This window comes from Vibrio salilacus (assembly GCF_002811245.1).
GTDB lineage: Bacteria > Pseudomonadota > Gammaproteobacteria > Enterobacterales > Vibrionaceae > Vibrio > Vibrio salilacus.
Window position 1 is genome coordinate 26,184 of the sequence record NZ_NIVQ01000010.1, and the last position, 11,725, is coordinate 37,908.

11 protein-coding genes are annotated in these 11,725 nt (G+C 43.9%); 4 read left to right on the top strand and 7 right to left on the bottom strand.

The window, feature by feature from the left end:
* Window positions 1-124: 124 nt before the first annotated feature.
* From CDZ87_RS08930 to nagA, 3 genes are all read right to left on the bottom strand, one after another.
* A complete protein-coding gene (locus tag CDZ87_RS08930) occupies window positions 125-1,708 on the bottom strand; it encodes a cation:proton antiporter family protein (protein ID WP_100753230.1) in 1,584 nt (527 codons plus the stop codon).
* An 86-nt stretch (window positions 1,709-1,794) separates the two neighbouring features.
* Window positions 1,795-3,009: a DNA-binding transcriptional regulator NagC gene (gene nagC, locus CDZ87_RS08935; protein WP_100753231.1), complete on the bottom strand. Its 1,215-nt coding sequence runs from the start codon at window positions 3,007-3,009 to the stop codon at window positions 1,795-1,797.
* Window positions 3,010-3,011: 2 nt separating this feature from the next.
* Window positions 3,012-4,148, bottom strand: coding sequence for an N-acetylglucosamine-6-phosphate deacetylase (gene nagA / locus CDZ87_RS08940; protein ID WP_100753232.1), 1,137 nt, complete (start codon window positions 4,146-4,148; stop codon window positions 3,012-3,014).
* 479 nt (window positions 4,149-4,627) lie between these two features.
* On the opposite strand from nagA, the gene nagE reads away from it, so the two are divergent.
* Window positions 4,628-6,202 (top strand): N-acetylglucosamine-specific PTS transporter subunit IIBC, encoded by a 1,575-nt coding sequence (gene nagE, locus CDZ87_RS08945; protein WP_100753233.1) that lies wholly within the window; start codon window positions 4,628-4,630, stop codon window positions 6,200-6,202.
* 285 nt (window positions 6,203-6,487) lie between these two features.
* A complete protein-coding gene (gene glnS, locus CDZ87_RS08950; protein WP_100753234.1) occupies window positions 6,488-8,158 on the top strand; it encodes a glutamine--tRNA ligase in 1,671 nt (556 codons plus the stop codon).
* An 82-nt stretch (window positions 8,159-8,240) separates the two neighbouring features.
* On the opposite strand, the gene fcrX is transcribed toward glnS, so the two are convergent.
* Complete coding sequence (fcrX, locus tag CDZ87_RS08955) at window positions 8,241-8,687, bottom strand: ferric iron uptake transcriptional regulator FcrX (protein ID WP_100753235.1); 447 nt, start codon at window positions 8,685-8,687, stop codon at window positions 8,241-8,243.
* Window positions 8,688-8,890: 203 nt separating this feature from the next.
* On the opposite strand from fcrX, the gene CDZ87_RS08960 reads away from it, so the two are divergent.
* Window positions 8,891-9,391, top strand: a complete 501-nt coding sequence (locus CDZ87_RS08960) for a DUF4442 domain-containing protein (protein WP_100753236.1) — start codon at window positions 8,891-8,893, stop codon at window positions 9,389-9,391.
* A 37-nt stretch (window positions 9,392-9,428) separates the two neighbouring features.
* On the opposite strand, the gene fldA is transcribed toward CDZ87_RS08960, so the two are convergent.
* From fldA to CDZ87_RS08975, 3 genes are all read right to left on the bottom strand, one after another.
* Window positions 9,429-9,962, bottom strand: coding sequence for a flavodoxin FldA (gene fldA / locus CDZ87_RS08965; protein ID WP_100753237.1), 534 nt, complete (start codon window positions 9,960-9,962; stop codon window positions 9,429-9,431).
* A 41-nt stretch (window positions 9,963-10,003) separates the two neighbouring features.
* Window positions 10,004-10,225: a DUF2788 domain-containing protein gene (locus CDZ87_RS08970; protein WP_038177182.1), complete on the bottom strand. Its 222-nt coding sequence runs from the start codon at window positions 10,223-10,225 to the stop codon at window positions 10,004-10,006.
* 93 nt (window positions 10,226-10,318) lie between these two features.
* On the bottom strand, window positions 10,319-11,083 hold the full coding sequence (locus CDZ87_RS08975) for an alpha/beta fold hydrolase (protein WP_100753238.1): 765 nt from the start codon (window positions 11,081-11,083) through the stop codon (window positions 10,319-10,321).
* 93 nt (window positions 11,084-11,176) lie between these two features.
* On the opposite strand from CDZ87_RS08975, the gene seqA reads away from it, so the two are divergent.
* Window positions 11,177-11,716: a replication initiation negative regulator SeqA gene (gene seqA, locus CDZ87_RS08980; protein ID WP_100753239.1), complete on the top strand. Its 540-nt coding sequence runs from the start codon at window positions 11,177-11,179 to the stop codon at window positions 11,714-11,716.
* Window positions 11,717-11,725: the final 9 nt, after the last annotated feature.

An 11,725-nucleotide genomic window follows, 5' to 3' on the forward strand; every position in this document is an offset into this window, starting at 1 on the left:
AGAAAGGCCTAGTCGTTAAAATTCATTCACTAAAATAACAATTTTAGTGAATGAAAGCTAGGTTGCGTTCTTTTTTTGTTCACTTTGGTGAAAAGGTGGCGAAACGCTACCTAAAGAAAAGTGACTATTTAGAAAACTTCGGTTGCAGTTGGTCGCAAACATGGCGAGCAAAACCACTACCTGCCTCACGATAAATGTTAAAGGCGGCGTCGACACCTCCTTCAATTAGCGTATCCATTTGATCTGGATATTCAGCAATAGCGGCAATTTGGCCTTGGAAGTGTCGGCTCTTTAACTGTTGCAATGCGATCTGGTTACCTTGGTGATGTGGCATTGCTAATAAAACCAACTTAACATTCGCGGTATCTAAAATGCGCTCCCAGAAATCTGGGTCGGTTGCATCGCCAGCAATCACATTACGCCCGAGCGCTTTGTGTTCGTGCGCTGCATCTTCGCGTACTTCAATACCCAAGCTGATTTTTCCATAACGATGTCGCAGTTCGTCATAAGCGCCAGTTCCTATTCGACCCATACCTAAAATGAGCACTTGAGCATGGCCAGGGTTGATCAGCTGATCGCGCGTATTGAGTTTCTCTGCGGCATGTTCTCGTAGCCAACGGCCAGAACGTTGATAGAGCGTATGCCCATGGCGGTTAAGTGGGGCTGAGACGATAAAGGAAATGGATACCGCCATCGCAAGAGCGACCAATATATCACCACTCAGCCACCCCATATTAAATGCTAGGCCACCGACAATTAGGCCAAATTCGCTGAAGTTAAACAGACTTAATGAAGCTAATAGAGAAGTGCGTACGCGGAATTTAAATCCGTTGAGCACAGCAAAATAGAGCACGCCCTTGATTGGTAGCAATAGTAAAAACAGCAGTGCCATGGCAAAGCCAGACAGAGTTGGCTGGGCGGATAAACCAATATTTAAGAAGAAGCAGACCAAAAAGAGTTCTTTGAGATTAAATAAAGATTTTGAGAGCTCCGAGGATTTTTTATGATCCGCTAACAGCATCCCGAGGATTAGAGCGCCAAGATCGGGCTTCATGCCCACTAACTCAAATAACCCCGCACCAACCACTAGAGCAAAGAAAATACCTAGTAATACTAACATTTCCCCGTGGCCAACCCAGTCGAGCAATTTATACAGTAGCGGGCGTATTAATGGCAATGCGAATAAACCGATCGCGTACCATTCAGGTAATTTACCCGTTGACGCGGTTAAGAATACCACGGCAAAGATATCTTGCATGACCAAAATGCCAATAGCGATGGTACCGTAAGTGGCGTTCAGTTCACCCTTCTCTTGCAGTGACTTAACGGCAAATACTGTGCTTGAGAAAGAGAGGGCGAAGCCAAGTAGTACAACTTGATCAATCGACATCTCTGTCAGTGAACTGACCCCTAAGAACTTGAAGAACATCAGGACAGCACTAAAGAGTATCGTCGACAATAGATTGTGTAAGGTTGCGCCTGCCCAAATCTCTTTAGACAATAAGGTCTTGATATCAAGCTTTAAACCGATAGTGAATAGCAGAAGGGTGACACCGAGATCGGCTAACGTGATGATGGTCTGGTTGGTTTGCAATCCAACAGCATGCAAACCAAAGCCTGCCAATAGGAAGCCAACAAGTGGTGGAAGATCGCATTTAAGTGCGATAAAACCAGCGAGAAATGCCGTTGAAATTAAGATCAGTTCCATATTGATGATGTTTCATCCTACAAAAACGGGCCACATGTGTGTAGCCCGATATTCTAACTCAATTAGTTGCTTACTGGTTAAGAAGATTAATCTTCTAACAATTTTTGTAATAACACACCATTGAGCATAGCACGCTTAATCATGGCAAAGGCGCCAAGAGTCGGTTGTTTATCGATCTTTGAGGCAACGATAGGTAAACCACAGTGGAAGGCTGTGAGTGATTGATTTTCAACGTTGCGGCGAATAGCAGGGAAAAGAATATCTTCACATTGGGTAACATCACCAGCGATGACCACTTTTTGTGGATTGAATAAGTTAATCGTAATCGCTATCGCTTTACCAAGTTGGTTGCCAACGCGCACAAGACTTTGTTTGGCAAGCTCATCACCCAGATTCGCGTGCTCACAGACATCGGCAATACTAATAGTGTCTAGTCCGGATAAACTCGATTGATACCCTTGGTTGATCAATTTATTGACACGTTCGACAATAGCGGGGTTAGCGGCAACGGTTTCAAGGCATCCAAAGTTACCACATTGGCATTGCTCGCCAAGTGGATCGATTTGGATATGGCCGATTTCACCAACGTTGCGATTAAAACCAAGAAATACCTGACCATTGACGATGATCCCGGCTCCCGTGCCACGGTGAACACTGACTAAAATAGAATCTTGGCAATCTTTGCTCGCGCCGAAATAGTGTTCAGCTAATGCCATGCCACGTACGTCATTACCAACAAAACACTCGACGTGGAAACTCTTTTGGATAATGTCTGCCAGTTCAAGGTTATCAATCGAGATGTTTGGCATGTACTCAACCACGCCCGTCTCGGGATTAACCAAACCAGGTAGCGAGATTCCGATCGCGATTAATTGGTTAATCATGCTTTGGTTGGCATGAATAAAGTGTTTGAGTTGCGACAACAGACCGTCAACCAGCTCTTCTTGAGCGGTATAGAAAAATTCAGTGTAATCTTCAGCCAGCGCTTTGCCGCCCAAGTCGTATAGAGTGAACTGAATGTAATCACGACCAATACGGATAGCAACCGAATGAAACGGCTCAACTTCGGTCGTGAGTGAAATAGCACGTCGACCGCCCGTTGATGCTTGTTGCGCCACTTCTTTAATTAGACCGCGCTCAAGTAGTTGACGGGTGATTTTTGTAACACTGGCAGGAGCCAGTTGACTGACGTCGGCAACTTGAATCCTTGAAATTGGACCTTGTTGATCGATCAGTCTGTACACTGCTGCACTATTTAGTTGTTTTACTAAATCTACGTTACCTATTTGTCCGCCATTCATACTTAATTTTGCTCGTATTGTCCGTTAACAACAGTCGCTTGGACGTTGAAGTCACGATCAAAAACAGTGAGGTTTGCAACTAAGCCTTTCTTAACACGGCCAAGTTGGTGGTCAACACCGATTGCTTTCGCAGGATACAAAGTAGCCATACGAAGTGCTTCATCCAGAGCGATACCGACGTGCTCGACAGTATTTTGTACTGCCTCAATCATGGTGAGGGCTGAGCCGCCTAGTGTGCCATTTTCATCAACACACTTACCCTCTCGGTAATATACTTTCTTACCAACAAAAATAAAGTAATCCATGTCAGCGCCTGCAGGAGCTGTGGCATCGGTCACTAATACTAATTTCTCGCCCTTAATTTTGTGCGCAATTCTGATATTGGCATAGTCGACGTGGAAGCCATCGGCGATGATACCCGCATACACATCTGAGGTATCGTAAATGGCACCAACTACACCCGGTTCACGACCTACCATTGGCGTCATAGCGTTGAATAGGTGCGTGGCAAAAGTGATGCCGGCTTCAAAGCTTTTACGTGCTTCTGTGTATGTCGCATTAGTGTGGCCAATTGATACGACAATACCTGCCGCTTTTAAGCGTGCGATATGTGCTTGATCATTGTGTTCAGGCGCTAGGGTAACTTTAGCGATCACATCGGCATTGTCACAGATGAAGTCAATCATACTGTCATCGGATGGGCGGATGTAATCGACACTATGGATACCTTTCTTCATCACGTTGAGGTAGGGACCTTCAAGGTGCAGACCTAGAGATTGGTTTTTATACTTAGCATGGTATTCACGCGCAGCAGTGACAGATTGACGCATATCTTCATCAGAAGAGGTAATTAGCGTCGGTAGGAAACTGGTGCAGCCCGACTTGAGGTTAGCTTGATGCATGGTTTGCATAGTTTCAGCACTAATTTCGTCATTGAGCATCACACCGCCACAGCCATTTAACTGCAGATCGATAAAGCCGGGGCTGACATTTGCACCGTTAAGGTCGCGTACCTCAATTCCCTCTGCCAATTGATCGGCAGGGCAGACTAATTGTATAAGACCGTTGTCGATGATAATGGCGTGTTCGGTTAAAACATCACTGCCGGTAAATATCTTACAGTTAGTTAGCGCATACATGGTTAGCTAATCCTTATAGGTTAGATTCATAATACTTTTAGTCCTCGAACTTAAGCATTTAAGTAACAATAATATACTTTATTTGTAAGCTTCAATTAGTTCGGGAAAAATTTCTAGCAAACGAAAAAAGTCATAAAAAAATCGTTGTAAAACCCAACAGCTGCAAGCTTGTAAAATCAATGACCGGTGACTTATATCGTCTTGTAATGCCTTGGCTTACAACGTTAAAGGCTCTTGTATATAGGACAAGAGTAACGTGAATTTGACTGACATATCGCTATTTTTTTTCATTGTAAAATAAGTTTTATGATCTCGCTAGCAAAAACCTTGAATATTGGCCGTTTCTGGTGATTATGATCACAAATGATAAGGTTTTAATTTGCGGAGCAAAATTAATGTCATAAACTGAACAGGACTAAATTGAGCGACTAAAAAAAGTAGCTCTACGAATACAAAAAATCCTATAGGGGGAATTTAAGGTGAATATTCTCGGATATGCGCAGAAGTTAGGCAAAGCTCTTATGCTACCTATCGCAACGCTTCCCGTTGCAGCGCTGTTATTACGTTTAGGTCAAGGCGACTTGCTTGACATTCCATTTATGGCGCAAGCTGGTGGTGCTATTTTCGGTGAACTCCCACTTCTGTTCGGTCTTGGTATCGCGATTGGCCTTTCTAAAGACGGTCAAGGTGCTGCTGGCCTAGCAGGTGCGGTTGCTTACTTTGTGTTAACCGCAACAGCAACAACAATTAACGCTGATATCAACATGTCATTCTTTGGCGGTATCATCGCTGGTATCATTGCTGGTCACTCTTATAATGCTTTCCATGCAACTCGTCTTCCTGAGTGGCTCGCCTTCTTCTCTGGCAAACGTCTCGTTCCAATTATGGCCGGTCTGTTTGCGCTAGTAGCTGGTGCGATAGCCGGTGTGGTTTGGCCCTCTATCCAAGGTGGCCTTGATGCACTTGCACATGCAGTATCAACGTCTGGCTCTGTTGGTCAGTTTGTTTATGGTACGCTAAACCGTGCGCTTATCCCTGTCGGCCTACACCACGTTCTGAACTCATATTTCTGGTTCGGTATGGGTACCTGTCAAGAAGTGCTAGTCACTGGCGCGCAAGCGGCAGGTAATGCACTTCCTGCACTTCAACAATTGTGTGTCGACCCTGCGCTAGCGAAAACGCTTGTAGCTGGTCAAACTCATACATTTGAATTCGCTAACGCTGTCACTCCTGAAATCACTGCAACAGTGAAGGAAGTAACTGAAACAGTTAAATCTGGCGACTTGCACCGTTACTTCGGTGGTGACAAATCTGCTGGCGTATTCATGAACGGTTTCTTCCCTGTGATGATGTTTGGTCTACCAGGTGCGGCGCTTGCCATGTACTTAGCAGCGCCTGCTGAAAAACGTAGCCAAGTTGGTGGCGCATTGTTCTCAGTTGCTTTCTGTTCATTCTTAACCGGTATCACTGAGCCGCTAGAATTTATGTTCGTATTCCTAGCTCCAGCCTTATACGCAATGCACGCGGTCTTCACAGGTCTTGCTCTAGTGGTTGCTAATATGTTTGGTACGCTGCACGGCTTTGGTTTCTCTGCAGGTCTTATCGACTTCATACTAAACTGGGGGCTCGCAACGAAACCAGTTACGCTACTTATTATCGGTCTAGCATTTGGTGCTCTATACTTCTTCACCTTTACCTTCGCAATCCGCGCTTTCAACTTGAAATCGCCAGGCCGTGAAGATGATGACGAAGAAACATCTGTAGCATCAGCTGCTGATGCGAAGAAAGGCGAGCTAGCGCGTCAATACCTTAAAGCGCTTGGTGGCCATGATAATCTGACTTCGATTGATGCGTGCATCACCCGCTTACGTTTAACACTTAAAGATCGCTCAGTTGCTGATGAAGCGGTACTTAAGAAACTTGGCGCTAAAGGGGTCGTAAAACTGGGTGAAAACAACCTTCAAGTTATCCTTGGACCTCTAGCTGAAATCGTTGCTGGCGAAATGAAAGCCATCAGTGCGAACGATGACTTGTCTGATGTAAAACTACCATAATTATTTCATTGTGAACTCGGTAGTCACCAAAGCCTCCTTCGGGAGGCTTTGTTATGTTAAGTGGTAAACGTTGCACAAATGCGTTTCAGCATTCGCTTGAGAGGCTTAGTCGAGTTAGTTTTGCGCTTTATCAAAGTAATTGATGGATTATTTACGCTTTAACGTGCGGTTGTAGTTGTGTATTACTAAAGAATTGTGGATCATTACTCGCCATGTGCTCTGAGCATTTTAACGCCTTCAGAGCGGAATTTATCTGACAATACTAAAATAATTGAGGTGCTATAGATGAGTGAAGCTGAAGCTCGTCCATCGAATTTCATTCGCCAAATCATCGATAAAGATTTAGCGGATGGTAAATACACAAGCGTGCATACTCGTTTTCCCCCAGAGCCAAATGGCTATCTACACATTGGTCACGCTAAGTCAATTTGCTTGAACTTTGGTATTGCTCAGGACTATCAGGGTAAGTGTAACCTTCGTTTTGATGACACAAACCCAGAAAAAGAAGACGTTGAATACGTTGAGTCAATTAAGAATGATGTAAGTTGGTTAGGCTTCGAATGGGATGGTGAGATTTGTTACTCATCAAACTACTTCGATAAGCTCTACGGCTATGCAGTGGAATTAATTAACAAAGGCTTAGCGTACGTTGAAGAGCTAAGTCCAGAGCAGATCCGTGAGTACCGTGGTACGTTGACACAACCGGGCAAACCAAGCCCATATCGTGATCGTACGCCTGAAGAAAACCTCGCACTATTTGAAAAAATGCGCGGTGGTGGATTTGAAGAGGGCAAAGCGTGTTTGCGCGCTAAGGTTGATATGAGCTCTTCGTTCATGGTGATGCGTGATCCTGTGATCTACCGTGTGCGTTTTGCAACTCACCATCAAACCGGTGACAAGTGGTGCATTTATCCTATGTACGACTTTACTCATTGTATTTCGGATGCACTTGAAGGGATTACACACTCACTGTGTACTTTAGAATTCCAAGATAACCGCCGTTTATACGACTGGGTATTAGAAAATATCACGATTGATTGCCAGCCTCGTCAATACGAGTTTAGCCGCCTGAACCTTGAATATACCGTGATGTCAAAGCGCAAGCTAAACCAACTCGTGACTGAGAATTTGGTTAATGGTTGGGATGATCCACGTATGCCGACCATTTCAGGTCTTCGTCGTCGTGGTTTTACACCGGCGTCTATTCGTGAGTTTTGTAAGCGAATTGGTGTTACCAAGCAAGAGAACATGATCGAGTTTAGTTCATTAGAATCGTGTATTCGTGATGACTTGAACGAAAACGCCCCTCGTGCTATGGCTGTGCTAGATCCGGTCAAAGTTGTGATTGAAAACTTTGCTCAAGATAGTGTTGAAACGTTAACGGTTGCTAATCATCCGAATAAGCCTGAGATGGGTGAGCGTCAAGTTCCGTTCACTCGCGAGGTATGGATCGAGCGTGAAGATTTCCGTGAAGAAGCAAACAAAAAATACAAACGCCTTGTTTTAGGTAAAGAAGTACGTCTTCGTGGTGCGTATGTGATTAAAGCTGAGCGTATCGAGAAAGACGATCAAGGTAATATCACAACGATCTTCTGTAGTTACGATGCTGACACTTTGGGCAAGAACCCAGAAGATGGTCGTAAGGTAAAAGGCGTGATTCACTGGGTATCGGCTGATAAAGGTCTACCGGCAGAAATTCGTCTCTACGATCGTTTGTTTACTGTGCCAAACCCAGCGGCTGCCGATAACTTTGCCGACACGATTAACCCTGAATCACTGCTCGCAGTTAACGGTTATGTAGAACCGAGTTTAGCCAGCGCACAAGCGGAAAAAGGCTATCAGTTTGAGCGTATGGGCTATTTCTGTGCTGATGGTAAAGATTCTAAGCCACAAGCATTAGTCTTCAACCGTACGGTTGGTCTACGTGATACTTGGGCTAAAATCGAGTCTAAATAACGTTAAAAAGATAAATGCCAACGTTGAGCTGGCATTTACTCGATTAAACTAGTCAAAAAAGGCGCTGATGAGCGCCTTTTTACTATCTTGCTTTATGGGCGTTAGGATCGTTTTTGCAACTGCCATCAATACACTTGCCGTACAAATATAGGCTGTGATTGGTTAGAGTTACGTTATATCTTGCCGCGATCTCTTTTTGACGCTCTTCAATTAGGTCGTCTGAAAACTCAATGACCTCACCACAATCTAGACAGACTAGGTGGTCATGATGGTGCTGAGTTGATAGTTCGAATACTGACTTACCACCTTCAAAGTGATGGCGTGTCACGATACCGGCATCATCAAATTGGTTTAAGACACGGTAAACGGTGGCAAGACCGATCTCTTCTCCTAGATCAATCAGCTTCTTATATAAATCTTCAGCGCTAATATGTTGGCATTCTGGTTGCTGTAGTACTTCTAAAATCTTGAGTCTTGGTAGAGTAACCTTAAGACCAGCATCCTTTAGCGCTTGGTTATTGTCTGACATATACTTTCCTGTTGATGATCTGCAGTAATTAACAGAATTCAATATTGCTATCATTATAGGGCAGTAACCACTAACAATAAACCACGAACTTCAAGGGGTTACTACTCTTTTTTTATAAACTAGTGTGAGGTCACTGATAAATGACATCGGACCAGTTACAATTATGCAACATTTATTGAGTAAATCATCTTTAGGAATCAACGATGAATAAATCATTAGCAAAAGTCTACAAGCCTGGCGTGGTTAAGTTTGCGCTCAATTCGTGGCCACCATTTTGGGGGGCAGGGATCAAAATCCTTTCGATCAGTGATGATTTTCGTCAAGTGAAAATGCAGCTTAAGCTACGCTGGTGGAATAAAAATGCCAATCGAACCCAGTATGGAGGAAGTATTTTCTCACTCACAGATCCTGTTTACTCTTTAATGTTAATGGGGATATTGGGTGAGCGCTATTACGTGTGGGATAAAGAAGCAAGTATTAACTTTATCAAGCCAGGACAAAGTGACTTGTATGCCGAGTTCTGTGTCACTCAAGATCAGTTGCAAGATATTTTGGCCAAAACCGCTGAAGGAGATAAGTGTTTCCCTGAATTTATTATCTATGTCAAAGATAAACACGGTGGCGTCGTTTCCGAAGTGCAGCGTAAGTTGTATGTGCGCAAAAAACCACAGTTTAGAGAAGAAGAACAGCAACAAACGGCATAAAAAAACCTCCCAGAGGAGGTTTTTAATCGATGAGGTATTAGCCTTCTAGTTCAGCTAGACACATCTCATCATAAATTTGCTTACACCAGTTTTTCACACGTTCGTCAGTGAGTTCTGGTTGACGGTCTTCATCGATACATAGACCAACGAATTGGCTATCATCGCTTTCTACCAGACCTTTAGATGCTTCGAATTCATAGCCTTCGGTTGATGTGTGACCTAGAATTGTACCGCCTTTCGCTTCAACGATATCGCGTACAGTACCCATTGCGTCACAGAAGTACTCTGCGTAATCTTCTTGGTCACCACAACCAAAAATTGCCACTAGCTTGGTCGAAAAGTCAATTTGTTCAAGCTCTGGGAAGAAATCATCCCAGTCACATTGCGCTTCACCGTAATACCAAGTAGGGATGCCAAGAAGCAGAAGATCAAAGTTGTCGATATCTTCTTTACTGCTTTTGGCAATATCTTGAACGTGAACCAGTTGTTTACCCAGTTGCTTTTGAATCATCTTTGCTACAGCTTCAGTATTACCTGTATCGCTACCAAAGAAGATGCCTACACTTGCCATAAATTCGTTACCTTTACTCAATTATGTTGTGACTGTGGCCATCAGCCTATGCCACCACCTTCCCAGCTCATCTGAATAATGCCTTTGGCAATAAATCCAGCGCAGCCTAGAAATAGGACTAACCACACAATGCGACGACCGAAAGGGGGGACATTTCCCGCTTTTAATACATCTTTTATCGCCATCCCTATTAAGAAAAAGATAGACGCAAAAAGTAGATCGAGACCAATAGACTCGAGCATATTCATGTAGTCGTAAAGCATGCAATCCCTTTGTGCTAAATTACTTGGGCAGAACTATACCATTGTTGCTAGATAAAGTTAACGGCCAGAGCACTACGGATCTCTCATTCTGTTTTACGCAATAAATTTGCGGATTGCACGCACTACTTCTGTGGGTTTTTCAGCGTGTAACCAATGACCTGTATTGGCAATGACGTGCGCTTTGGCGTGACTAAACTGCTTTTGAACCTCTGGTTGGTGCTCTGCAGTTAGGTAGTCAGAATCGCCTCCTTTGAGGAACAGTGTTTCAATGGCTGTTGCTTTTATCGGTTGCCAATCGAGAATATTCCAGTAGTTTTTGGCTAAGCTCTCGACATTAAACCGCCATGCTAAATGTTGACCTGAGTTATAGAGAGATTTACTGAGAAATTGGCGCACACCTTCAAGTTCAATGTGCTCGGCCAAAATTTCGAGTGCATGTTTACGGCTGCTTGGCTTGCGCTCGATTACCGCATGTAGGCCATCAAATACATTATCATGGCGGCTTTGGCTGTATTGAACAGGTGCCATGTCCAAAACCAATAATTTGCCGATCTGCTCACCTGCAATCTCAGCTAATTTCATTGCAACCTTGCCCCCCATCGAGTGACCAATTACTATGGTATTGGTGAGTTCGAGGTGTTTAAGTAGCCGTTGTACATCCAGTGCCATCGAGGCGTAGTCGTGTTGCGGTGAATGGAACGATGCGCCATGATTGCGAAGATCTAAGCTGATCACGCGGTGATCGGCTTTAAGATCGCGAGCAAGTAGGCCAAGGTTGTCCAAATTACCAAATAATCCATGGATCAGAATGATAGGTTGACCCTGACCTTCTTCTTTATAGTTGAGCAGTTGTGACATTTTTATTTTATTCGTGACAGGTTAACCGTAGAGTCTCTTTAAAGATCTCGCTATAATCCCTCAGAGTTTAAACATAGAGATTGTGAAAAGCGAATGAAAACAATTGAGGTTGATGAGGATCTATACCGTTACATCGCAAGTCAAACCCAGCATATTGGTGAAAGTGCCTCGGACATTTTGCGTCGTTTATTGATGACAGACGCACCTGCCCCAGTTGCTCAGCCGCAGGAGATGACACAAGCAAAAGGTGTGGTGGTGAGTAAAGACGCAATAAAAGAAGAAACGTTCGACGGCGTTAAGGAAATGCGTACGTTACTGATTTCCGATGAATTTGCTGGTCTTAAGAAAGCGATTGATCGCTTTATGTTGGTTTTATCCACGCTGCATCGCATTGACCCAAATAGCTTTTCTGAAGCGACTCAAGTGAAAGGTCGTAAACGTGTTTACTTCGCTGACAACGAGCAAATTTTGCTAGCGAATGGCAACACTACTAAGCCAAAGGCTATTCCTGCTTCACCTTTTTGGGTAATCACTAATAACAATACCAGTCGCAAAAGACAGATGGTTGATCAGTTGATGGCAAGAATGAATTTCCCAGCCGATTTAATTGAGAAAGTGACGAACTCAATTTAAATAATTCTG

Coding starts and splice junctions, on each gene's coding strand:
- CDZ87_RS08970 (WP_038177182.1), bottom strand. CDS start 10,225: ATGCTTTACGACTACATGAATATGCTCGAGTCTATTGGTCTCGATCTA.
- nagC (WP_100753231.1), bottom strand. CDS start 3,009: ATGAATGGCGGACAAATAGGTAACGTAGATTTAGTAAAACAACTAAAT.
- glnS (WP_100753234.1), top strand. CDS start 6,488: ATGAGTGAAGCTGAAGCTCGTCCATCGAATTTCATTCGCCAAATCATC.
- seqA (WP_100753239.1), top strand. CDS start 11,177: ATGAAAACAATTGAGGTTGATGAGGATCTATACCGTTACATCGCAAGT.
- CDZ87_RS08975 (WP_100753238.1), bottom strand. CDS start 11,083: ATGTCACAACTGCTCAACTATAAAGAAGAAGGTCAGGGTCAACCTATC.
- nagA (WP_100753232.1), bottom strand. CDS start 4,148: ATGTATGCGCTAACTAACTGTAAGATATTTACCGGCAGTGATGTTTTA.
- fldA (WP_100753237.1), bottom strand. CDS start 9,962: ATGGCAAGTGTAGGCATCTTCTTTGGTAGCGATACAGGTAATACTGAA.
- fcrX (WP_100753235.1), bottom strand. CDS start 8,687: ATGTCAGACAATAACCAAGCGCTAAAGGATGCTGGTCTTAAGGTTACT.
- CDZ87_RS08960 (WP_100753236.1), top strand. CDS start 8,891: ATGAATAAATCATTAGCAAAAGTCTACAAGCCTGGCGTGGTTAAGTTT.
- CDZ87_RS08930 (WP_100753230.1), bottom strand. CDS start 1,708: ATGGAACTGATCTTAATTTCAACGGCATTTCTCGCTGGTTTTATCGCA.